The sequence below is a fragment of the Micromonospora sp. U56 genome (genome assembly GCF_018070095.1).
Classification (GTDB): domain Bacteria; phylum Actinomycetota; class Actinomycetes; order Mycobacteriales; family Micromonosporaceae; genus Micromonospora; species Micromonospora purpureochromogenes.
The window spans coordinates 29,131-51,107 of record NZ_JAGPYL010000002.1; the positions used below are offsets into that span (position 1 = coordinate 29,131).

At 71.6% G+C, this 21,977-nt stretch carries 20 protein-coding genes and 3 tRNA genes; 11 read left to right on the forward strand and 12 right to left on the reverse strand.

Features of this window, described 5'->3' with window-relative positions:
* Nucleotides 1-18 precede the first annotated feature (18 nt).
* A complete protein-coding gene (locus KBX37_RS01350) occupies nucleotides 19-1,062 on the forward strand; it encodes a P1 family peptidase (RefSeq protein WP_210773788.1) in 1,044 nt (347 codons plus the stop codon).
* A 697-nt stretch (nucleotides 1,063-1,759) separates the two neighbouring features.
* On the opposite strand, the gene KBX37_RS01355 is transcribed toward KBX37_RS01350, so the two are convergent.
* Both KBX37_RS01355 and KBX37_RS01360 read right to left on the reverse strand, forming a co-directional pair.
* Nucleotides 1,760-3,007, reverse strand: a complete 1,248-nt coding sequence (locus KBX37_RS01355; protein WP_210773789.1) for an epoxide hydrolase family protein — start codon at nucleotides 3,005-3,007, stop codon at nucleotides 1,760-1,762.
* Nucleotides 3,008-3,427: 420 nt separating this feature from the next.
* Nucleotides 3,428-4,735 (reverse strand): MFS transporter, encoded by a 1,308-nt coding sequence (locus KBX37_RS01360; protein WP_307848912.1) that lies wholly within the window; start codon nucleotides 4,733-4,735, stop codon nucleotides 3,428-3,430.
* Nucleotides 4,736-4,782: 47 nt separating this feature from the next.
* Here KBX37_RS01360 and KBX37_RS01365 point away from each other — a divergent pair, with 47 nt between their 5' ends.
* The 3 genes from KBX37_RS01365 to KBX37_RS01375 all read left to right on the forward strand — a co-directional run bounded on the left by KBX37_RS01365 (nucleotide 4,783) and on the right by KBX37_RS01375 (nucleotide 7,599).
* On the forward strand, nucleotides 4,783-5,352 hold the full coding sequence (locus tag KBX37_RS01365; protein ID WP_210773790.1) for a hypothetical protein: 570 nt from the start codon (nucleotides 4,783-4,785) through the stop codon (nucleotides 5,350-5,352).
* Between the two features lie 295 nt (nucleotides 5,353-5,647).
* On the forward strand, nucleotides 5,648-6,544 hold the full coding sequence (locus KBX37_RS01370) for an aminoglycoside phosphotransferase family protein (RefSeq protein WP_210773791.1): 897 nt from the start codon (nucleotides 5,648-5,650) through the stop codon (nucleotides 6,542-6,544).
* 323 nt (nucleotides 6,545-6,867) lie between these two features.
* Entirely contained in the window at nucleotides 6,868-7,599 is a 732-nt protein-coding gene (locus tag KBX37_RS01375; RefSeq protein ID WP_210773792.1) for a site-specific integrase, read from the forward strand.
* A 77-nt stretch (nucleotides 7,600-7,676) separates the two neighbouring features.
* Here the strand turns inward: KBX37_RS01375 and KBX37_RS01380 are convergent.
* From KBX37_RS01380 to KBX37_RS01390, 3 genes are all read right to left on the reverse strand, one after another.
* A tRNA-Arg gene (locus tag KBX37_RS01380) sits at nucleotides 7,677-7,749 on the reverse strand.
* Nucleotides 7,750-7,785: 36 nt separating this feature from the next.
* A tRNA-Ser gene (locus KBX37_RS01385) sits at nucleotides 7,786-7,876 on the reverse strand.
* 331 nt (nucleotides 7,877-8,207) lie between these two features.
* Nucleotides 8,208-9,056: a hypothetical protein gene (locus tag KBX37_RS01390; RefSeq protein ID WP_210773793.1), complete on the reverse strand. Its 849-nt coding sequence runs from the start codon at nucleotides 9,054-9,056 to the stop codon at nucleotides 8,208-8,210.
* A 55-nt stretch (nucleotides 9,057-9,111) separates the two neighbouring features.
* Between KBX37_RS01390 and KBX37_RS01395 the strand changes: the two genes are divergently transcribed.
* On the forward strand, nucleotides 9,112-9,756 hold the full coding sequence (locus KBX37_RS01395) for a hypothetical protein (protein ID WP_247656844.1): 645 nt from the start codon (nucleotides 9,112-9,114) through the stop codon (nucleotides 9,754-9,756).
* Here the strand turns inward: KBX37_RS01395 and KBX37_RS01400 are convergent.
* Nucleotides 9,743-10,516: a CPBP family intramembrane glutamic endopeptidase gene (locus KBX37_RS01400; protein WP_210773794.1), complete on the reverse strand. Its 774-nt coding sequence runs from the start codon at nucleotides 10,514-10,516 to the stop codon at nucleotides 9,743-9,745. The genes KBX37_RS01395 and KBX37_RS01400 overlap by 14 nt on opposite strands.
* Before the next feature lie 123 nt (nucleotides 10,517-10,639).
* Between KBX37_RS01400 and KBX37_RS01405 the strand changes: the two genes are divergently transcribed.
* Complete coding sequence (locus tag KBX37_RS01405; protein ID WP_210773795.1) at nucleotides 10,640-11,758, forward strand: globin domain-containing protein; 1,119 nt, start codon at nucleotides 10,640-10,642, stop codon at nucleotides 11,756-11,758.
* Between the two features lie 108 nt (nucleotides 11,759-11,866).
* Here KBX37_RS01405 and KBX37_RS01410 read toward each other — a convergent pair whose 3' ends face one another.
* A complete protein-coding gene (locus KBX37_RS01410; protein ID WP_210773796.1) occupies nucleotides 11,867-13,372 on the reverse strand; it encodes a peptide deformylase in 1,506 nt (501 codons plus the stop codon).
* 285 nt (nucleotides 13,373-13,657) lie between these two features.
* Between KBX37_RS01410 and KBX37_RS01415 the strand changes: the two genes are divergently transcribed.
* The gene (locus tag KBX37_RS01415; protein WP_210773797.1) at nucleotides 13,658-14,437 is read left to right on the forward strand and encodes a ferric iron reductase; all 780 of its coding nucleotides are present in this window, start codon (nucleotides 13,658-13,660) and stop codon (nucleotides 14,435-14,437) included.
* Nucleotides 14,438-14,443: 6 nt separating this feature from the next.
* On the opposite strand, the gene KBX37_RS01420 is transcribed toward KBX37_RS01415, so the two are convergent.
* Entirely contained in the window at nucleotides 14,444-16,156 is a 1,713-nt protein-coding gene (locus KBX37_RS01420) for a hypothetical protein (RefSeq protein WP_210774080.1), read from the reverse strand.
* Nucleotides 16,157-16,479: 323 nt separating this feature from the next.
* On the opposite strand from KBX37_RS01420, the gene KBX37_RS01425 reads away from it, so the two are divergent.
* Nucleotides 16,480-17,190 carry a class I SAM-dependent methyltransferase gene (locus tag KBX37_RS01425; protein WP_210773798.1) on the forward strand — a complete coding sequence of 237 codons (711 nt, stop codon included), beginning with the start codon at nucleotides 16,480-16,482 and terminating at the stop codon, nucleotides 17,188-17,190.
* Between the two features lie 103 nt (nucleotides 17,191-17,293).
* Here KBX37_RS01425 and KBX37_RS01430 read toward each other — a convergent pair whose 3' ends face one another.
* Entirely contained in the window at nucleotides 17,294-17,827 is a 534-nt protein-coding gene (locus KBX37_RS01430; RefSeq protein WP_210773799.1) for a YbhB/YbcL family Raf kinase inhibitor-like protein, read from the reverse strand.
* 126 nt (nucleotides 17,828-17,953) lie between these two features.
* Between KBX37_RS01430 and KBX37_RS01435 the strand changes: the two genes are divergently transcribed.
* On the forward strand, nucleotides 17,954-18,403 hold the full coding sequence (locus KBX37_RS01435; protein WP_210773800.1) for a hypothetical protein: 450 nt from the start codon (nucleotides 17,954-17,956) through the stop codon (nucleotides 18,401-18,403).
* A 57-nt stretch (nucleotides 18,404-18,460) separates the two neighbouring features.
* Here the strand turns inward: KBX37_RS01435 and KBX37_RS01440 are convergent, their stop codons facing one another.
* On the reverse strand, nucleotides 18,461-19,360 hold the full coding sequence (locus tag KBX37_RS01440) for a 2-hydroxyacid dehydrogenase (protein WP_374103621.1): 900 nt from the start codon (nucleotides 19,358-19,360) through the stop codon (nucleotides 18,461-18,463).
* A 96-nt stretch (nucleotides 19,361-19,456) separates the two neighbouring features.
* Nucleotides 19,457-19,543 (reverse strand) — tRNA-Ser (locus KBX37_RS01445).
* 256 nt (nucleotides 19,544-19,799) lie between these two features.
* Here KBX37_RS01445 and KBX37_RS01450 point away from each other — a divergent pair.
* Entirely contained in the window at nucleotides 19,800-20,777 is a 978-nt protein-coding gene (locus KBX37_RS01450; protein WP_210773802.1) for an NAD(P)H-quinone oxidoreductase, read from the forward strand.
* On the opposite strand, the gene soxR is transcribed toward KBX37_RS01450, so the two are convergent.
* Complete coding sequence (gene soxR / locus KBX37_RS01455) at nucleotides 20,764-21,228, reverse strand: redox-sensitive transcriptional activator SoxR (RefSeq protein WP_210773803.1); 465 nt, start codon at nucleotides 21,226-21,228, stop codon at nucleotides 20,764-20,766. The two genes, KBX37_RS01450 and soxR, sit on opposite strands and share 14 nt — an antisense overlap.
* Nucleotides 21,229-21,273: 45 nt before the next feature.
* On the opposite strand from soxR, the gene KBX37_RS01460 reads away from it, so the two are divergent.
* On the forward strand, nucleotides 21,274-21,975 hold the full coding sequence (locus KBX37_RS01460) for a transketolase (protein ID WP_210773804.1): 702 nt from the start codon (nucleotides 21,274-21,276) through the stop codon (nucleotides 21,973-21,975).
* The last annotated feature ends 2 nt before the right edge of the window (nucleotides 21,976-21,977 follow it).

Here is a 21,977-nt window from a genome sequence, read left to right on the forward strand (position 1 = left end):
AACGACGACAGGAGCATCATGAACCAGGTCAGCCGCCGCGCCCGCGACCTCGGGATCGTCGTTGGGCCGCTGCCCACCGGGCGGCACAACGCGATCACCGACGTCCCCGGGATCCTGGTCGGGCACACCACCATCGACGACGGCGCCGACCTGCACACCGGTGTCACCGCCGTCGTACCGAGCCAACTCAGCCCCGGGCGGTGGACTCTGCCGGCCGCCGTGTACTCCGGCAACGGCCACGGGAAACTCGTCGGCTCAACCCAGGTGGACGAACTCGGCGTACTGGAGTCACCGATCGTCCTGACCGCCACGCTGTCCGTCTTCCGGGCCGCGGACGCGCTGCTGGGTTACCTGATGGACCGCCGGCCGGACGGCCTGTCGTTCAACCCGCTGGTAGGCGAAACCAACGACGGCCACCTTTCGGACATCCGCCGCCGCCCGATCACCCGGGAACACGTGCTGGCCGCCATCGCCCAGGCGTCCGACGAATCGCCGGCGGAGGGCTGCGTCGGAGCCGGCACCGGCACCACGGCCCTGGGCTTCAAGGCCGGCATCGGCACCTCGTCCAGGACGGTGCGGGTGGCCGACCGTGCGGTGACGATCGGCGCCCTCGTCCAGTCAAACTTCGGCGGAGTGCTGACCGCCCTCGGCGTCCCGCTGCCGGCCGACGAGCTGATCCCGGACGCCGACCGAATCGAACCACCCGGCAACTCGTGCATGATCGTGGTGGCCACCGACGTACCCCTGGACGCGCGACAGCTCGGGCGGCTCGCCCGACGGGCGGTCTTCGCGATGGGCCGGGTCGGGGCGTCCTACAGCAACGCCAGCGGCGACTACGCGATCGCGTTCAGCACCGCACAACCGGACCAGTCACCGATCCCCGACGGAGAGATCAACCCCGTCTTCGCCGCCGTCCTGGACGCGGTGGAGGAAGCGCTACTCAACTCGCTCTTCACCGCCGTCACCACCACCGGCGTGGGCGGTCATACCAGTCACGCTGTTCCGCACCGAGCCGTGATCCGGCGGTTGTCGGCGGCCGGCCGGCTGGCGGCGCGAGCCTGACTCCCGGGGATGGGCATGCCACCCAATGGCACGAAAATCCCCTCAGGGTCGATTTCCCTCGATGATCTGGGCCCATCCGGTGACGGCTGTTGGCGTCGTGCTGGGGTCAGGCTGGGTCAGAGAGCTGGGCAAGATCTTCAGCGTCCATCGGTCGACACCTCCCCGGTCGTGCGGACTCGTCACCGTCCGGGTTGCCGCTCCTTGACCTCCTGCCTCCCGTGACGGATGCCGGGTTCGATTCATGACCCTCGACGAGCCCCCCTGCCGGGGACCCGAGCGCCTGCTCCGGTCATCTGTGGACCGGCTGATACGACAACTGTGGCTTGCCGGACACCGCCGATGAGGGCCGTTGGCGTAACGCGCTTCACCTCGGCAAACACCCGTAGCTGCGTGGTCTTTGCCGTCGGCGGGCTTCCATCACCAGAGGCAGCCTTTGGCGACTCTCCGTGACTATCAACCAGCGTCAGCGGCGGTCGCGCGCCCGTGGGCGCACGAAGAGACGCCCCTCCAGTCGATCGGCAACGTCCGCGTCGCCCTGGTCGCCGCGCTCTGGCGACTGGATCGGTCCGGACTCGTCCGGCTCCGTTCGGCCCCGGTGGCTCCCACGCGTGGCTCCCAAGCCAGACCGCCTGAGCCCGGACATTGCGAAAGGGCCGTATGGCCGTACGTCGCTCATCCGTCCTCTTTCGATCATTAGCTAGCGCAGCGATCGGAACGTCACGCGGACGTCTTCCGAGAGCAGCTGCGGTTGCTCCCAGGCTGCGAAGTGCCCGCCCCTGTCGTGCTGGTTGTAGTAAACGAGGTTGGGGTACGCCCGCTCCGCCCAGCTGCGCGGAACCCGGTAGATCTCGTCGGGGAAGATGCTCACGCCGACCGGGACCGTCACGCCCTTGGTAGCGAAGAAGGGGAGCTTGTTCTCCCAGTACAGCCGCGCCGAGGAGACCCCGCTGTTGGTCAGCCAGTAGTGCGTGATGTTGTCCAGGATGTCGTCGCGCGTGAGGTCGCTCGGCTTCTGCAGACGTCCCTCGAGGACCTGCTGGACCAGGCCGGGCTGACCGCTCCCGTCGCCGTGGTCAAGGATGAACGCGGCGAGATCGATGGGTGAGTCCGCCAGTCCGTAGAGCGTCTGCGGGCGCGTTCCCATGATCAGCCCGTACGCCACGTGCGTCCCGAAGAACCCGAGCAGCTGCTCGTAGGTGCCCCGCTCCTCGTCGGAGAGGCCGTCCGGTGCCGGGCTGCCGGCAAAGGCCGCGAGGAAGAGCTCCGGCGGAACCGCGCCGGGCATGTTGGTGTGGATGCCGATCAGCTCCGGTGGCGCCGGCTCGGCGGCCGCCGGGTCGGCGCGGCCGCCGGCCATCGCGTCGACGACGATCGCGCCCCAGTCGCCGCCCTGCGCGACGAACCGGGTGTACCCGAGACGCTTCATCAGCTCGACGTAGGCTTTCCCGATGTGCACGGGATCCCAGCCGGTCGTGTTCGGCTGGCCGGAGAACCCATATCCGGGCATCGACGGGATCACGAGGTGGAAGGCATCCGACGCGCTCGCGCCGTGCGCCGTCGGATCCGTCAGCGGGCCGATGATCTTCAGCTGCTCGATGGCCGATCCAGGCCAACCGTGGCAGACGACCAGCGGGAGCGCGTCCTCGTGCTTCGAGCGAACGTGGATGAAGTGGATGTCCAGGCCGTCGATCTCGGTGACGAAGTTGGGAAGAGCCTTCAGCCGCGCCTCGCACTTACGCCAGTCGTAGTCGTTCGCCCAATAGCGAGCGAGGTCCTGCATGAGCGCGAGCGGCACACCCTGCGAGTCATCCTCAACAGTCTCCTTCTCGGGCCAGCGCGTAGCCCTGATACGCGCGCGCAGATCCTCAAGGTCCACCTCGGGAACCTCGATATTGAATGGCCGCACTTCTGCGGCGCCCGTTCGCGCTTCCGTCTTGACGGCCACGCAGGCCTCCCTTCTGCTTTGAACGCCTTTGAGGTCGAGCGGTGGTCTCCGACCGCCTACCGCAGACAAATGGCATGACCCGGCTCCTGCCTCCCGAGGGGATCTTCGGTGAAGGGCCGCCCGAACTTCTGCCAGGCCAGCAGGGGCACGCGGCCCCATCTGTCCAGAGCGTAGGACGTCTTTCCCCGTGTCCGGAGCCATACAAGCAATCCCGCATGGCCTTCCGGGACGGGCCGAGCGCGACCCACTTGTTGCGGATCTCCTCGTTCGGCGGCGTACGTGCCTGGTGGTCAGCGAGCTCAGGACGCACGCTCCCGGCGAACGCTGTACCTCACGCCCCCGTCGGCGTGGCGGGGTGGCCCGGAGCTGATGCCGGCCGAAGGTCGCCAGCAGGTCGGGGCCGCACTGCGCACGAGGGCGTCATGGCGGGTTCGACTCCGGAGCACTACGAGCAATACGAGCACTACGTGCGAATGTCACGCGGTTGAGGGAGGTTTCACTGCGGTCCGTTACAGCGCCGTCCGTCACGGCGAAGCGGATCACGAGTGGACCACGACGTCCCAGCGCCCACACGGTGAGCGCGAAGCAGCAGAGCGCCGTTCCCGTGATCGTGACCGCTGTCCAGCCGGCCGCGGACCAGAGCGTGGTCGCGGCGGCGGAGCCGAAAGCAGCGCCGATGAAGTTGCCGGTGGCCAGCGCCGTGTTGAGCCGGCTGCGGGCCTCGTGGGAGAGGGCGAACAGCCGCGCCCGGTTGAGGAGGGCCTGCGTCTGGAGGGCAACATCGACCACGATGATCACGATGATGATAAGTACGACGGACCGGCCGGCGAACGCCGCGACGACGAAGGCGCCGAGGGCCAGTACCCAGGCCGCGCCGGTGGCCGGCAGCGACCAACCGCGGTCGTGCAGACGACCGCCGTGCAGGCCGGAAAGGACACCAGCGAGGCCAGCCAACCCGAACAACCCGATCACCGGTGCCGGGTACCGGAACGGTGGGCCGCTGAGCAGGAACGTCAGCGCCGTCCAGAACAGCGAGAACGCGGCGAACCCGGTGGCGGCCAGGACCAGCGTCCATCGGGCCGCCCGCTCACGCATGACCACCGCGCCGACCGAGGCGATGAGCTGCGGGTACGGCATGCGCGTCCGCGGTGCCAGCGGTGGAATCGCGCGATAGAGCAGAACCGCGAGCAGGACGGCGACGACCGCGGCGAGGACGAAAACCGTACGCCACCCGGCGGCGCCGGCGACGAACCCGCTGATCGTGCGTGAGGCCAGGATACCGGTGAGGGTCCCGGACCCGACAACGCCGACGATCCGACCGCGTTGGGCAACGCCGGCAAGATCCCCGGCGAGCGGTGTGAGGACCTGCCCGGAAATCGTCGTCACACCGAGCACGCCGAGTGCGAGAAGGAGTACGCCGATCGACGGCGCCAGCGCGCACAGCAGCAGTGCGGCGGCCGAGGCCAGCAGCATCACCGGGACGAACCGGCGGCGGTCGAGGACGTCACCGAGCGGCACGAGCAGCAGCACGCCGACGGCGTACCCGACCTGCGCAGCGGTGACGAGCCAGCCGGCCGTCGCGGTCGCGACGCGCAGGTCGCCTGCAATGAAGCCGAGTAACGGCTGCGCCCAGTACAGGTTGCCGATGGCCACTCCCGCCGCCATTGCGAACAGGAACGTCAGCCGGCGGCTCATCTCCGACGGCGGTGCCATGCGGGGTGCTGCCACCCCGCCACGCTAACCGCCGGTGTCTCGACGTGGTGCGGGGTGATCGCTTGCGGGCGACGCTGCCTCCGGCGGGGCCTCCGGCGCCGGGATGGCCAAGATCCGTCGGCGAGTCGCGGTCCGTTGGTCGTTGCGCGGCCATTCCGCCCGCCGACCCGGGGCAAGCCGAGCAGAGCACCGCCGCCCGCCGCCGTCCGCATGTCAGGGCGGGCGCGCGTCCATGGTCGCGCGACAAATGCCCTCCGGCGATCGACGCGCAATCGGCCGGCCGCAAAAAGGGCAACTCCACCGGCAAGGGCAACCCATGGCTGGCCGGCGCCGTTGGCGAGGTGGTCGCCGGACTCGCCCGAACCAATACCTTTCTCGGTGAGCGCTACCGGCGGCTGGCCCGCCGGCGGGGCAAGAAACGCGCGATCGTCGCGGTCGGCAACTCGGTGCTGACCATCGTCTGGCACCTGCTGACCAACCCCGAAGCCCGCTACCAGGACCTCGGCCCCGGCTTCTACGAATCGCGGATGGACAAGCACCGCCGCCAACGCGACCTCATCCGCCAGCTAGAACACCTCACCGGTCAAAAGGTCGCCCTCCAGCCCCAACCCGATCTACCCAACGCGGCCTGACCGCAACAAACCCACAGCCCGGCTCCGCTGCGCTACGCCGGGCGCTGCCGCCTGCCCACTCGCTCACCGATTTACGAGTCTGGAAGAGCGCGCTCAACCGGTCATGATGCCCGAAACGCCTGCTCGCGGCGGGCCGGTCCGGTTGCAACTCGTGCCCGCTCGCGACCGCTGCGCACCAGGGCTACTGGCCCGTGAATGGCCCATGAGGGCGTTGGTTGGACGAAGATCGCCGTTGGCCGGCCACGCTACGCTGCCGCCGGGCGGGCATGTGCGACGTCAATGAAGCGAGGTGCATGTGGCTCAACAGGTCCCGGCTGGCAATGCGGTCCACATCGATGTGCCGCTCGCACGCCGGCTCCTGGCCGCCCAATTTCCTCAGTGGGCCGAGCTGCCGATCCAGCCGGTCGAGGCAGCAGGTCGGGACAACGCAATTTTTCGGCTCGGCACCGAGCTATCCGTTCGACTCCCCCGCCGCGAGCTCGGCGCTCGCCACCTCGCTAACGAGTATCGGTGGCTGCCGGTATTGGCGCCGCACCTGCCGCTGCCGGTACCCGTGCCGCTAGGCCGAGGCGTGCCATCGGACGGGTATCCGTGGTGTTGGATGGTGACCCGATGGCTGCCTGGCGATGTCGCCGCGCTTGAGCCCGGCCTGGATGAGGCCCAGATGGCTGACGAACTCGCTCAGTTCATCACTGTGCTCCACAGGGTCGACCCGGCCGACGGACCGGCCAGCGAGCTTCGCGGTGTGCCACTGGTTCAACGAGACCCCGGGGTCCGCGCGGCGATCGGGGTTGTTCACGGCGACTGGGATCCGGAGGCGCTAACGGCGGCATGGGAGTCGGCATTGGCCGTTCCATCATGGGTGGCTCCGGCGGTATGGACTCACGGGGACCTACACCCGGCGAACCTGCTGGTCATCGACGGTCGGCTGAGCGCTGTTATCGACTTCGGCCTGCTTGGCGTCGGCGATCCGGCCATTGATGTCCTCGCGGCATGGACAGTCCTGTCTTCAACCTCCCGGGACCACTTCCGCAACGCTTTGGGGGTTGACGAGGCGACGTGGGCTCGGGCGCGCGGCCGGGCACTCGACTTCGGCCTGATGTGCGCCGCAAATACAAGGCACGGCTCAGACGTCAGCCAAATCGGCCGTCGCACGATCGATCAGGTGCTCGCGGACACGGACGACTGGTGACCAGGTTGACGGCAGGGTCCGGAACCTAGAGCGGATCTCCTCGTCGGGCAGTCGCCAGACCGTCCGGCCTCCCCGAACGGGGACCAGGTGGAGCGCCCTACCGGACGAACGACCTGGTCCCCGTTCGGGGAGGCCGGTAGCCCTTGTGGTGCACGGCGAGGGGATCCGCGGCGGCATCTTTGAGGAGGGTCGGGGTTCGGGGCGGAGCCCCGAGGTCTTCATGGTCTCGTCGTGCCTTAGCGTGGCCGGCCGGCCCGGCCGATGCCGGCCGGAGGTCGCCAGCAGGCCGGGGCCGGGCCGGCGCGGCCCGCTTGCGGGCCGCCTTGATCCGTTATGCCCATCGGCTGCTGCGGGCGGCGCTTCAAGACGCGGTAACGGAGGAGCTGCTGGCGAGCAACCCGGCGAAGGCGCTGCGGATCTCGCACCGGTACCGACCGAAGTTCACGCCATGGACGGTTGATGAGGCGAAGCGGTTCTTGAAGGCGGCGCGGGATGACCGCTGGTATGCGCTCTACTCGGTTGCCTTGACCCTCGGTCTTCGCCGCGGTGAGGCGTTGGCGCTGCGATGGGTCGACGTGGACCTGGTCGACAACGTGCTCCGTGTTCGGCAGTCGTTGCAACGCACCGGCGGGGAGCTGCGGTTCGGGCCGGTGAAGACGGACGGATCGGAGCGGGCCGTGGCTCTGCCGCTCAGTCTGGTCGACGTGCTGCGCGGTCAACGGGCGTTGCAACGGACGGAGCGGGACGCGGCGGGTGATCGCTGGCAAGAGCACGGCTTGCTGTTCACCACGAAGATCGGCACTCCGATCGAGCCCCGCAACATCAATCGGCACTTCGACCAGTTGTGCGAGCGGGCGGGGGTTCGGCGTATTCGGGTGCATGACCTGCGCCATTCGTGCGCGACGCTGCTTTACGACCAGGGCGTGCCGCTCGAACGGATTCAGGACGTGCTTGGGCACAGCTCGCCCACCGTCACCAAGTCGATCTATGTAGAGGCGACCCGCCGGGTGCAGCAGGACTCGGTCGACCGGCTCGGCTTCCTCTTCGACGCGTAGGCGTAGGGGTCAGCCGTGGGAATCAAAAGGATCAAGGGCCGGTCTCCCGTGACGGGAAATCGGCCCTTGACCTGCTGTGCGCCCGAAGGGACTCGAACCCCTAACCTTCTGATCCGTAGTCAGATGCTCTATCCGTTGAGCTACGGGCGCTCGGTGCTTGGCCAGTCTACACACCCGGCTTCCGCGCGGAGACTCCGGGATTCGAACCCGGGAGGGGCTTTAAAACCCCAACCGCATTAGCAGTGCGGCGCCATAGACCAGACTAGGCGAAGTCTCCCTGGTGGCCCCTGCAGACCACCGCGCCCGAGGATACAGGTCCGCCCCCACCGGGGGCAAAGCGACTACCGCAGCGACGTGTTTTCACCGTGTGCGCCGTCACGTTCGCGACTACGCTCCATCGACATGCAGGAGCAGACGCCGAGCGATCCGCCCCGCCGCGAGCCCGCCGAGGGGGCCCGCCGGCGCTCTCCGAAGGCCACCTTCACCCCGCCCCCGGCCCCACCGAAGGCGGCCGGGCCGGGCCAGGACGAGGGTACGGACGCCGCGCCGGGGAAGCGCCGCCCGGCGAAGGCCGCGCCCGCGGTCCTGTTCCAGCCACCCACTCCCGATCAGCCGCTGCCCCGCCAGCCCCGGCCCGCGAGGAAGGCATCGGGTAGCGCCGGCACCCCGGCCGAGCCCCCTGGGACCGGCCCGGCCGACGTACCTACCGGTCGAGAGGGAGCCGGTGCGAGCGCCAGCGGCGGCACGGCGGGCGACGGGGCGGGTGAGCAGGAGATCACCGGGCAGGTGACCGCCGACACATCAGCGGCGGAGCGCGCCCGGAAGCGGAGCACCTCGACTGCCGGACAGGCACCCCCGGGGCGACAGACGACTGTTGCCCCGGTCACCCGGGGCGCGGCCGAGCCGACCGGTCCGGTGAGTTCCGGCACGACGCCCCCAATCTCGGTGGCAGAGCCCCACGCCGCGCAGCCGGAGACCCCCGCCTCGCCGACGAGGCGGACGACCCCGAGGAAGGCCACCCCGCGCAAGGAAACCACCTCCCGCACGGGCACACCGGGCGAGAGCCGCACGGGCACCGGAGGCGAGAGCGCCACCAGCACCTCAGGCGAGAGCCACCCGACCGTGCCGGACGCGAGCCAGCCGAGCGCGCCCGGCGAGAGCGACACCAGCACCCCGGGCGAGAGCTCGATGGCGGCGGAGAACGACAGCCAGACGCCCGTCCCCGAACAGAGCCGCGCCGCCGCGCGGCCCCGGAGCCGGACGACCGACTCGGGCGGGAGCCGCACCGCCGCGCCGAGAAAGACGGCCACGCCCAGGAAGGCGACCCCACCGAAGAAGGCGACACCGAAGAAGGCGACGCCCGGGCCAGCCCCGACGACGGCCGAGCAGATCAAAACCACCCCGGACGCCCCCGCGCCGAACGCCGACACCGGCGTCACCGCACCCGGACCGGGCACGGCCCGGCCGGCACCTGACCTCGCGATCAGGAGCGAGCAGCAGCCGGCGGCTCCGGTGCGTACCCGGGAACTGGACCTGGCGGAGATCCGGAGCCGGCTGCTGGAGCATCCCGGCTTCGCACCGGAACTGCTCGCCCTGGCCGCCGTGGCGGGGATCGGGCCGCGCGCCCACGACTGGGCGCAGCGGTTGCGGGCGACGTACCCGGACGCCGGACCGGACGGGCTGGCCCGGCTGGCCAGCCGGCGGTTCGTGCGGGTGGCCGGGGCCGGTGGCGCGGCGGCGGCGGTGGCCGGGCTGTTCGCGCCGGTGGCGGAGTTGGCGGCGGTGCTGTGGAGTCAGGCCGGCCTGGTGCTGCACGTGGCGGCGGCGTACGGCCGGGACCCGCTGGACGTGGAGCGGGCGGTGGAACTGCTGGTGCTGACCCAGGTGCACCCGGACGCGGCGAGCGCGCGTACCGCGCTGGCGGCGGCGCGGGCGGCGGACGGGCCGGGGGACCGGCCGTGGCCGCGCGCGGCGGAGGCCGCCTGGCGGTTGGCGGCGCCGTTGGCCGCGCAGGCGGGCGGTTGGGCGGTGCTGCGGCTGGCGTCCCGGCTGCTGCCTGGGGCGGCGGTGCTCGCCGCCGCGGCGGGTGACGCGGCCGCCGCCGAGCGACTGGCGGCGCGTGCGGTGGCCGCCTACCGGCCGGTCAGAGCCAGCTGAACCACTCCTTGGGCAGCGACGCGTAGCCGACGAAGGCGACCACGTCGAGCAGGGTGTGCGCCACTATCAGCGGCATCACCCGCCGGGTGCGCAGGTAGAAGAGGCTGAACACGACGCCCATCACCGCGTTGCCGACGAACGCGCCGAAGCCCTGGTAGAGGTGGTAGGAGCCGCGCAGCAGCGCGCTCGCCGCGATGATGGCGGCGAGCCGCCACTGGAGCTGGCGCAGCCTGGTCACCAGGTAGCCGACCACGATCACCTCCTCCAGCACGGCGTTCTGGACGGCGGCGAGGATCAGCACCGGCACCGCCCACCACAGGTCGGGCAGGCCGGCGGGGACCAGGGTGGCGTTGATCCCGAGCTGCGCGGCCGCCCAGAACAGCGCCAGGCCGGGCAGGCCGATCAGCGCCGCGAGGCCGGCGCCCCGGGCCAGGTCGGATCCGGGTCGGCGCAGGTCCATCCCGAGCGTCCGCGCCGGGTCGCCGGGGTCCCGCGCCAGCAGGTGTACGGCGAGCAGCACCGGCAGCAGCGCGAAGACGATGCCGAGGAGCTGGTACGTGAGGTCCAGCCACGGCCGGGGCGACTGCGAGGTGTTGAGCGCGGCGGTCTGCTTCGACAGCGGTCCGTCGGCGGTCAGCTTCTCGATGATCAATACCAGCGCGTACACGGCCGAGCTGCCGAGGGAGAGACCGAGCACCAGCAGGGTCTCGGTGCCGAGAACCCGGCGGGTCACCGGGCGGGTGAGCTCGTCGACGGTCACCGCACCACTCTGCCGCACGGTCGGGGTCGGCGGGAGCGGTCGCACAGCCTGTGCGACCGCTGCGCACACTCCGTGGACATTCTATGCGGGCCCGATCCGCCGTCAGGAGGAGGAGCGCGTCCCGTGGACAACTTCGCACGGCTGCTGAAGGAGAGCTGGACCCTGGTCGAGGAGGACCGGGACCGGCTGACAGGTCACTTCTACGCCCGGCTGTTCCTCCTCGACCCGGACCTGCGCAAGCTCTTCCCGGTGCAGATGGCCGCCCAGCGCGACCGGCTGGTGGAAGCCATCGTCGCCGCAGCCCAGGTGGTGGACGACCCGGAGAGCTTCGACGAGTACCTGCGTTCACTCGGCCGCGACCATCGCAAGTACCACGCGGCCGCCACGCACTACGAGACGATGGGCGTCGCGCTGCTGGACGCGCTGCGCAGCACCGCCGGCGACGGCTGGAACCTGGAGTACGACCAGGCCTGGCGGGACGCGTACGCGGCGATCAGCGAGAAGATGCAGGCCGGCGCGGCGGCGGACGACGATCCGCCGTTCTGGCACGGCGAAGTGCTGACCCACGAGCGGCACGGGCCGGACACGGCGGTGCTGACCGTCCGCGCCCTCCAGCATCCGCTGCGCTGGAAGGCCGGGCAGTACGTCAGCATCGAGGCGCCCCGGCACCTCCCGCGGGTGTGGCGGACGTACTCGGTGGCGAACGCCCCGAACGACGACAACGTGCTGGAGTTCCACATCCGTACGCCGGCCGGGGCGGGCTGGCTCTCCGGCGCGCTGGTCCGCCGGACCAGACCGGGCGAGCTGCTCCGGCTGGCCGCGCCGATGGGCTCGATGACGCTGGACCGCGAGTCGACCCGGGACATCCTCTGCGTGGCCGGTGGGGTCGGCCTGGCCCCGGTGAAGGCGCTGGTGGAGGAGCTGACGCGCTGGAACCGGACCCGCTGGGTGCACGTGTTCTACGGCGCCCGGCACCCCGACGACCTGTACGGCCTGGCGGGCCTGGAGGAGATGGTGGCCGCGCACCCGTGGCTGTCGGTGACGCCGGCGTGCAGTGACGACCCGGACTTCGACGGCGAGCACGGGGAGATCTCCGAGGTGGTCACCCGGTACGGCCCGTGGACGACGCACGACTGCTACGTCTCCGGCTCGGCCCCGATGGTCCGGGCCACCCTGCGGGCGCTCGCCGAGGACGAGGTGCCGCCGCCGAACATCCGGTACGACACCTTCGGCAACCTGTAACGACTTTCCTCCCCCCGAAAAGCCGGGTCGCGTGCCCCCGCCCCCTGGGGCACGCGACCCGGTAACCGGCCGCCTGACGGCGTTTGGCGCGTGGCCCAGGACGCTGTGTCAGGGGCCGGTCTCCCGGTATTCCTCGACCGGCACCAGCGGCACGCCCGGCGCCATCCGATCGGTGTAGAGCCGCCCCTGGAGGTGGTCGACCTCGTGCGCCACCAGCCGGGCCATCCCGTACGCGAACGAGGTGATGACCCGGCTGCCGTCCCAGCGGGCGTGCTCCACGTCGATGCGCAGCGGCCGGGGCACCAGACCGCGGTGGTCGGCGAAGGAGAGGCAGGCCTCGTACTGCTCGTCGGTGTCGGGGCTGGCGTCGACCACCCGGGGGTTGAGCAGCACCACCGGCGCGGCGGACCGGTCGGCGGGGCGGACCACGGCCGCCGCCGCGCCCACCCCGACCTGCGGGGCGGCCAGACCCATGCCGGCGCTGAACGGGTGCAGCTCGTCGACCCGGGTCAGCAGCGCGGTGAGCCGGTCGACCACTTCCCGGGCGGCGGTCTCGTCGCCGGGCAGGTCGAACGGTCGGGCGGGCCGGCGCAGCAGGTCGGCGTCGTGGGGCAGCACACCGAGGGCGCGCAGCCGGTCGCCGGCCCGACCGGCCGCCGTGGCCCGTTCCGCGTCGGCCGGTTCGCCCCGGAACCGCCACTGGAGGCGGTAGCGGGAGTTGAGCGGCGGGTCGTCGGTCGCCCAGTCGAAGATCGCGCGGTCACCGCGGTCGTGCCGGCGGATCGGGGTACGCAGCGGGCCCTCGTCGGCGGAGAGGGAGGTCTCCACCCCCCAGACCCGGGGGTCGAGCGCCACCGGCAGGTCCAGCCGGACGGCCAGGTGCCGGGTGGGCAGGCGGACGGCGCGCTGGAACCAGGGGCCCCACTTCTCCCGGCCGACGTGGTACGCGTACTCGATCTCGACCCGTTCGCCCGGGTGCAGCGGGAACGGCCCGTCGCCGTTCTCGAGGAGCAGCCAGATCTCCTTGTACGCGTCCCGGTCGTGCTTGGCCCGCCAGTGCATCGGCTCACGGCTGCCACCGTCGTCCCGGTACGCCCGCAGCCGCAGCTCGGCGAAGGTGAGCGGGTGCTCCCGGTGGTGCCGGTTGGAGCGGCCCGGGTCGTCGGGGTAGCGGTCGACGGCGACCCGGACGAGGTGGCGGGTCACCGGCTCGGTGCCGACGTTGTGCAGCTGGCGGCGCACCACGCAGTGGTAGCTCTCGTCGGTGTGGGTGAGGGTGGCGGTCTCGCGCTCGACGACCAGGCCGGTGCCGGGGGGCAGCCACTGCCCGGGCGGTGGCAGCTCGCGGTGCGCCGGAACGGGGCGCGCCTGGCGGAGCTGGTCGTACTCCCGGAAGCGTTGCCAGATCGCGCCGCTGGCGTCGAGGACGGCCTCGGCGCGGCGGGCGAAGTCCTCGGTGGGCCGGTGCCGGCGCCCCTCGACGTGGCTGACGTAGGACGGGTCGAAGCCCATGAGCGTGGCGAGTTGCTTCTTGGAGAGTCCTCGCCCCGTCCGGTGCCGGGCGAGTTCCGCGGCGAAGGACTCGGCGGCCCGCTCCAGGGGGGAGGTCGTCATCAGCTTCCTCACGGCCGGGACGACAAGTCTTCACGTTCGACCACCCCGGCCGCACCGTAACTGGCACTTTGCCGACATTTGGCTTGACACCACGCGCGTTTCCACCTCCACGCACCGGGTAGTACGCGGAGCCCGGGCGGTCCGTCGCCAGCGCCGTCGACGGAGTGACCCGGGCCTCTCAGTCCGCCTTTGGTGAGGCTTCCTTATACAGAAGGCTGTGGTTAGGCTAGCCTTAGCTGGACGGACGGCACTACGGACAAGGGGACGGACCAGGTGACAGCGGTGATGCCAGGGTGCGAGCTCGCCCCGCCGCTCGCCCCGGTGACCACCACCCTCCGAGCCATGTTCGGCACCGACAACCTGCCCGGCCTCGCGCCGGGCCTGCTGGTCGTCGACGAGGCCGGCTGGAGCCCGGCGACCGGTCTGATCGACGGCACCCGCCTCCCCGAGTTCCTCGCCGCGGCGTCCCGCCGCTGGGGTGGCACCCCGCACGCCTGCGCCGCGCTGGCCTGGAAGTCCTACAGCTACTGGACGGCCCTGCCGGTGGTGCTCGGCTGGGCCTCGGCCCGCCGGGTGCCGCTGCTCGACCCGGCCGACGTGCTGATCCACTTCGAGGACCACCACCAGCTGCTCACCATGGGGCTGCGCGGCTCGACCGCGGTCGCCGTGCTGCCGAACGACCCGCTGGCGCTCGCCGGCCACCCCGAGGTGCGGGTGGTCGCCGACGAGGCGGAGCTGCTCCGCGTGCTCCGCGCCTCGCTGCTCGACGCCCACCTCGCCCCGATGATCGCCGCGATCCAGACGGAGGTCCGGGTCGGCGCCCGCACGCTGCTCGGCTCGGTCGCCTCCGGCATCGCCCACGGCATCCTGCGCGCGGCGGACACCCTCCCCGGCTCCTCGGTCCGCAGCATCTCCACCCTGCTCGAGGCGCTCGACCTGGCCGACCTGGTGGAGCTGGTGCCCGGTCCGACCGGCGAGCCGACGGTGCAGCGCCGGACCTGCTGCCTGGCCTTCACCCTGCCGAAGCCCAAGATCTGCCAGGGCTGCTGCGTCCGCCCGTCCTGACCGCGCCTACCCCGTCAGCGGCCGGACGTCCCAGAGCCACACCCCACCGGTGAAGGTGGGGGTGAGCCCGGTCAGCTCGGTCATCGCCCAGCGCAGCGCGTCGGCGTTGCGGTGCGGGCCGAGGACCACCGCCCCGGCCCGCCAGTAGCGCAGGTCGTCCACCGCCGCGGCCCGGTCCTGGCGGGTGATCGGCGGGATCACCCCGGTCCGGGCGAGGTGACCGAAGAAGTTGCTAGTCCGGCGGAACGGCGCGGTGAAGAGGGCGACGTCCGGCTCGGGCGCCGACGGCCGGGTGTCCGGCGCGAGGAAGTAGCCGCGGGCGATCGGCATCTCCAGCCGGGTCCGGGACGACCAGCGCAGCGGGTCCGCGTAGGTGTTGTCGGGCAACGGCAGGGTGACGATGCTGCGTCCGCCGGCGACGTACTGGCGCCACGCGCCGGAGGTGACGAACGCCGGGGTCGGGTCGAGCCGGGTGACGGGCAGCGGGGTGGGCACGTTCGGCAGCAGGGCCATGACCAGGACGGTGACGGTGGCGAACCGGATCTGCGTCCGGGTGCCCGGGTACCGGCGGACCAGTTGGCGGGCGTGTTCCGCACCGAGCGCGAGCAGCACCCCGACGACCGGCGTGACCGCCAGCGACCAGCGGGTGGGCACCACGGAGTGCAGCAGCGGCAGGTCCTCCAGCAGCGCCCACGGGGCGGGCACGCCGGTGTCCCGGCCGTTGAGCTGGATCTCCCGGCCGAGCGAGAGCACCGCGAAGAGCACGGCGAGGACCGCCAGGCCGAGCACCAGCGCGCTGCGCCGCAACCACCAGACCAGGGCGACGGTGAGGACCACCAGCGGCCAGCCGAAGAAGGCGTTCTCCTCGGTCGCGTTCTTGGCCAGCGGCCTGGCGGAGCGGACGTCACCGGCCAGCGACTCGCGCGAGTACGCCACGAAGGCGGCCAGGTCGGTGCGGTAGCCCCGGATCAGCCGGGACAGCCCGTGGTACGAGCCGGGCCCGAAGAGCTGCACGTAGAGCGGGTACGCCAGCAGCACGGCGGAGAGGACGGCGGCGACCCCGAGCCCGGCCAGAAAAGTGCGCGTGCCGCGGCGCAGCTCGGGCCGGCCGATGGCGAGCGCGGCCACCACCACGCCCAGCGCGATCGCGGTCATCAGCAGGATCTCGAGGTTGATGAAGGCCTGCCAGACGATCAGCAGGCCGAGCAGGAGGCCGTTGCGCAGCCACCGGCCGGGCTCGGCGAGCCGCAGGGCCCGCCAGGCGATCAGCGGGACGACGAACTGCGACACGATGTTCGGGTGGGCGTTGGCGTGCGACACCATCGCCGGGGCGAACGCGCAGAACGCGGCGCCCAGCCACGCCGGGCCCCGGGACCGGGTCACCACCCGGGAGAGGAAGAAGTACCAGGCGGTCCCGGTGGCGGCCATTCCCAGGGTGAGAAAGAGCAGAAAAGACCACTGCGGCCCGAAGAGAACGGTGACCGGCGTCATTGGTATCGAAATGGACAATACGGAGGTATTGGCCATCAGGTTCACACCGTCGGGCACGTTCATCCGGTCGGACGCGAACGGGTAGGCGAATTCGGTCACGACCCGGGCGCCGTGGGCCATCATCCACTCGAACTGCGACTGGTCGGACCGGTTGTCCCGCAGCCCGCCGCCGGGGCGCGACCAGAGTCGCAGAGTCACCCAGAGTGCCAGCAGCACGAAGCCGAGCATCGCGGCGACGTCCCGCCGCCAACCCTCCCGCCACCGTACGCCGTGGTCGTCGCCGACCTCGGCGTCCCCGACGCCGGGTCGCTCGACCTCGGGGCCCGATTCGGGAGTAGTCATGACAATTCGGAGCGTAGTTGGCTTATGGCGGTGACGTGACATGTTTCGGAGGACTGCGTACTATGTGCCGGGTTCGCCGACCCCCGATCACGTGCCCAAACCCGACCGCATTTCGGCCACCACGGTCCCCCGTTTCCTCCGCCGCTGACGCGGATGATTCACTCTGTCGGTCCAGGCGCGGGTCGAGTCATATCGTGAGGAATCGACGCATGGCAGAAATCACTGGGGATCAGCGCGTCCAGTCCGAGGTCCTGGAGGGCCTCGCGACGGCGGTCAACCACCGGAGCTGGTTCGTCGAGCTGGCCGTGCCCCACCTCGGTGACAACCCCATCGAGATCGGCAGCGGGCTCGGCGACTACGCGCTCGAGTGGTCGCGGCACGTCCCCCGCTTCACCGCCACCGAGGCCGACCCGGACCGGCTGGTCCAGCTCAAGGAGCGGCTGGCCGACGAGCCCGCCATCGAGGTACGGCAGATGCTGCTGCCGCACCCCGAGCGCGGCGACTACAGCGCGGCCGTCTCGTACAACGTGCTGGAGCACATCGAGGACCACGTCGGCGCGCTGCGCAGCATGCGCGACCTGGTCCGGCCCGGCGGCGCGGTGATCATCATCGTGCCGGCCTTCCAGTTCGCGATGAGCCCGGCCGACATCGCCACCGGGCACGTGCGCCGCTACACGAAGAAGACCCTGACGGCGGCCATGACCGAGGCGGGGCTGACGGTCGAGACCATGCACTACGCCAACGCGCTCGGCCTGATCGGGTACTTCATGGCGACCAAGGTCTTCCGGCTGATGCCGAAGGAGGGCCCGATGGTCAAGGTCTACGACACCCTGGTGCTGCCGGCGACCAAGGCCGCCGAGCAGCGGATCCGCCCCCCGTTCGGCCAGTCCGTCTTCGCCGTCGCCCGCGTCCCGGACTGACCCCGGCCGCCGGCCCGACCTGGTCGGGGGCCGGCAATCCTGCAATCCGTGGTGGCCTCCCGCCGATCGGGGGAGGCCACCCACGGCATCGTGCGGGCCCGGGTCACTCCTTGATCTGGTACGTCGGGCGGATGACCGCCCGGGCCAGGGTGTGGAAGGCCAGGTTGAAGCCGACGTAGGCGGGGCTGGCGGTGGGGCCGACGTCGAGGCGCTCGACGTCCAGCGCGTGCACCGCGAAGACGTACCGGTGCGGGCGGTCCCCGGGCGGCGGGGCGGCGCCGCCGTAGCCGGTGTCGCCGTAGTCGTTGCGGACGCTGAACGCGCCGCCGAGGTCGGCCTCCTTCGCCCCGGTGGGCAGCTCGGTCACCGACGCCGGCAGGTTCACCAGCACCCAGTGCCAGAAGCCGCTGCCGGTCGGGGCGTCCGGGTCGAAGCAGGTCACCACGAAGCTCTTCGTCTCGGCCGGGAAGTCCGACCAGGCCAGGTGCGGGGAGACGTTCTCGCCGCCGGTGCTGCCGTGCGCGTACCGCGCATCCATCGGCTCGCCGTTGTGCACGTCGGCACTGGTCAGGTTGAACGACGAAACGGTCGGCAGCAGCTCGTACGGGTCCGGGGCGATCGGTCGTTCCAGGGTCATCGGGGGTCCTTCCGGTGCGCGTGATGTCCTCCGCCCTTCTTACCCCGCCGCCGCGCCCGAACGAACCGAAAGCGACGCCACGTCCGGATCCCTCCGAGCACCTCGACCTGCGACTACACTGTAGTCATGAGTAGTCCCCGCTCGGTGCGCTTCGACGAGGCGGTGCTGGCCCGCCTGGACCGGTACGTCCGGGAACACCCCGGCTCCTCGTCCTCCTCGGTGGCCAACATGTTCGTCGACGAGTCGCTCCGCACGTACGAACATCCCGGAGTGATCTTCCGGTCCGGCCCGGCGGGCCGGCGGGCGGCGCTGAACGGAGGCCCGGACGTCTGGGAGGTGATCGGCGCCCTGCACGCGGTGCGGGCGGAGTCACCCGAGCTCGAGGGCGAGGAGTTGGCGGCGGAGCTGACGGAGGTCACCGGGCTCGGCCGGGAGCAGATCGCGACGGCACTGCGCTACTACGCGACCTACTCGGGCGAGATCGACCAGCTCATCCGCGCCACCCACGAGGCCGCCGAGCGGGAGGAACGCCTGCGGCAGGCCGAGCAGAGCCTGCTGAAGCGCCGTAGCGCATGACGCGGTCGCCTGGCTCGGCAGCCCGGGGTGAGCGGCGACGAGACCCGAGGCAAAGTGTTACGGCCCGACAACCACGTTCGCGAGCGGCTCGCCCGCCGCGTACCGCCGGACCTGGTCGACCAGCAGCCGGCGGGCCCGGGGCGCCAACGCGGCGGTCAGGCCGCCGACGTGCGGGCTGATCAGGACGTTCGGTGCGGACCACAGCGGGTGGTCGGCGGGCAGCGGCTCGGGTTCGGTGACGTCCAGGGCCGCGTGCAGCCGGCCCGCGCCGAGCTCGGCGAGCAGCGCCTCGGTGTCCACCACCCGCCCCCGTGACACGTTCACCAGCAGGGCGCCGTCGACCATTCTGGCGAGGAAGTCCTTGTTCACCAGGCCCTCGGTCTCCGGGGTCAACGGCGTGGCCACGATGACGACATCCGCTCGTGGCAACAGCTCCGGAAGTTCGGAAACCGGCCGGACGCCGGGGCGGGCGCTCCGGGCCACCCGGCTGATCTCCACCTCGAACCCGGCCAGCCGGCGCTCGATCGCGGCCCCGATCGAGCCGTAGCCGACGATCAGCACCCGGGCGTCAGCCAGCCCGGTCGACCAACCCGAGGCCCAGCGGCCCTCGCCCCCCGCCCGGACGAAGTCCGGCAGCCGGCGCCGGGCGGCAAGGGTGAGCGCCACGGCCAGCTCGGCGGTGGCCGCGTCGTGCACGCCCCGGCCGTTGGCCAGCGTCAGGCCGGGCCGCAGGTACGGCAGGACATGGTCGTAGCCGGCGGTCACGGTCTGCACCACTGTGAGCCGGGGCATCCGGGCGATCGGCTCGCAGAAGCGCGGATCAATGATCCCGTACGGAACCGCATAGAACTCGACATCGTCCAGATTTTCGGGCACGGGTTGAGTGCCGTCGTAGAGCGCGACGTCCAGGTCGCCGAGCTCGGCCAACGCGTCGGGGTGAGAGATCAAATAGCGCACGGCGACCATCATGCTGGATCGGGCCGAGCAGCCACGCCCGCAGCCCCCTGACCGGCCTTTGCGCTGTTCAGGGGGCGCTTCTGCTGTTCCGAGGGGCGGAGGGTGTGGGATTCGAACCCACGAGGACGTTGCCGCCCTACCGGTTTTCAAGACCAGCGCCATCGGCCACTAGGCGAACCCTCCCGGACCGTCACCCTCGGGTGTACGGCCGGTGCCTAGTCTGCCACGGACGCCGCAAGCAGGAACGGGCCTCCCACCCCTATTGCGAGGATGCCCCGATGTGAGAGACACCGACGATCGTCCTGATCAGCGCGATCGCGGCAGCCGGCGGCGTCCACAGTGGCTGGAGCTGGCCCGACAACCGTCCCGCTCGGCGCGGACGGTGGACGAGATCCGGGCCCGGGCGTCCGGCGAGGGGCGGATCGGGTAAGACTGGGCCATGCACGCGATCACGATTCCGGAACCCGGCGGACCCGAGGCACTCGTCTGGGCGGAGGTGCCCGACCCGGAGCCCGGCCCGGGTGAGGTGGTGGTCGACGTGCGGGCCAGCGCGGTGAACCGGGCCGACCTGCTGCAACGGCAGGGGCACTACCCGCCGCCGCCGGGCGCGCCCGCGTACCCCGGTTTGGAGTGCTCGGGGGTGGTCGCCGCGGTCGGCCCGGGCGTGACCGGGTGGGAGGTCGGCCAGGAGGTCTGCGCGCTGCTGGCCGGCGGCGGGTACGCGGAGCGGGTGGCCGTGCCGGCCGGGCAGCTGCTGCCGGTGCCGGCCGGTGTGGACCTGGTCGACGCGGCGGCGCTGCCGGAGGTGGCCTGCACGGTCTGGTCGAACGTGGTGCGGCTGGCCCGACTCGGCAGGGGCGAGACGCTGCTGGTGCACGGCGGTGGCAGCGGGATCGGCACCTTCGCCGTCCAGCTCGGGGTGGCGCTCGGCGCGACCGTGGCGGTGACCGCCCGTGCGGCCAAGCACGACCGGCTGCGGGAGCTGGGCGCCGCGCACACGATCGACTATCGGGAGCAGGACTTCGTGGCGGAGGTCCGCCGGGTCACCGACGGTCGCGGCGCGGACGTCATCCTCGACATCATGGGCGCCTCCTACCTGGGCCGGAACGTGGCGGCGCTGGCCGACGGCGGTCGGCTGGTGGTGATCGGCATGCAGGGCGGCCGCAAGGCCGAGCTGGACCTGGGTGCGCTGCTGGCCAAGCGGGCCTCGGTGGCCGCGACCGCGCTGCGCTCCCGCCCACTGGACGACAAGGCGGAGATCGTACGGGGCGTCCGGGAGCAGGTCTGGCCGCTGGTGGAGGCCGGCACGATCCGGCCGATCGTGGACCGGCGGCTGCCGATGACCGAGGCGGCGCAGGCGCACCGGCTGGTCGAGTCGAACGAGCACGTGGGCAAGGTGCTGCTCACGACGCCGTGACGGCACCGTTTCCCGGTCGGGGCAGCACCAGCCGGGCGCCGGGCCCCTCGCCGGCGAGCGAGTCGCCCGGGTTGTAGAGGCTGCAGCGCTGCAACGACAGGCAGCCGCAGCCGATGCAGCCGTCCAGGTCGTCGCGGAGCTTGCCGAGCAGCCGGATCTTCTCGTCGAGCCGCTCCCGCCAGACCCGGGACAGGGCGGCCCAGTCGTCGGGGGTGGGGTTACGGGAGGCGGGCAGCGAGTCGAGCGCCTCGCGGATCTCCTCCAGCGAGATGCCGACCTGCTGGGCGATCCGGACGAACGCCACCCGGCGCAGCTCGGTGCGCGGGTACCGGCGCTGGTTGCCGCCGGTGCGTTCGGCGCGGATCAGGCCGAGCCGTTCGTAGTAGCGCAGCGCGGACGGGGCCACGCCGCTGCGGGTGGAGAGTTGCCCGATGGTGAGTGATTCGTGCATCAGTCGCCTTGAGTTGAAGTTGACTTCAACTTGCAGGCTAGCCGCATGACCACCACGACCGCCACCGCCCGACCCGTACCGGGTCCGGTCACCGCACCGCTGGAGCGGCTGCGCGCCGGCCGCGAGTTCGGCCCCAACGTGTACTCGACCGTCGACGTGCTCTGGGTGCTGTACGACCGGATCCTCCGGATCGCCCCGCAGATCGTGGACGACCCGGAACGGGACCGCTTCCTGCTCTCCAAGGGGCACGCCGTCGCCGGCTACTACGCGGTGCTCGCCGCGAAGGGCTTCGTCCCGGCCGCCTGGCTCGACGACCAGGGCGGCCCGGACAGCCGCCTCGGCGACCACCCGGACCGGCTGTTGGTGCCCGGCGTGGAGATCGGCTCCGGCTCGCTCGGCCACGGCCTCGGGCTGGGCGTGGGCACCGCGCTGGGACTGCGCGCCCAGGGTCGCACCGATTCCCGGGTGTACGTCCTGCTCGGCGACGCCGAACTGGACGAGGGCTCCAACCACGAGGCGATCGCCTACGCCGGGGCGACCGGGCTGGCCAACCTGACCGCGATCGTGCTGGACAACCGCTCCGCCAGCCACGGCTGGCCGGGCGGGGTGGCCAGCCGGTTCACCGTCAACGGCTGGACCGCCGCCACCGTCGACGGACGCGACCACGACGCCCTGCACGCCGCCCTCACCGGGCACCAGAAGCACCGGCCGCACGTCGTCGTCGCGGTCGTCGAGAACGGGGAGTGAGA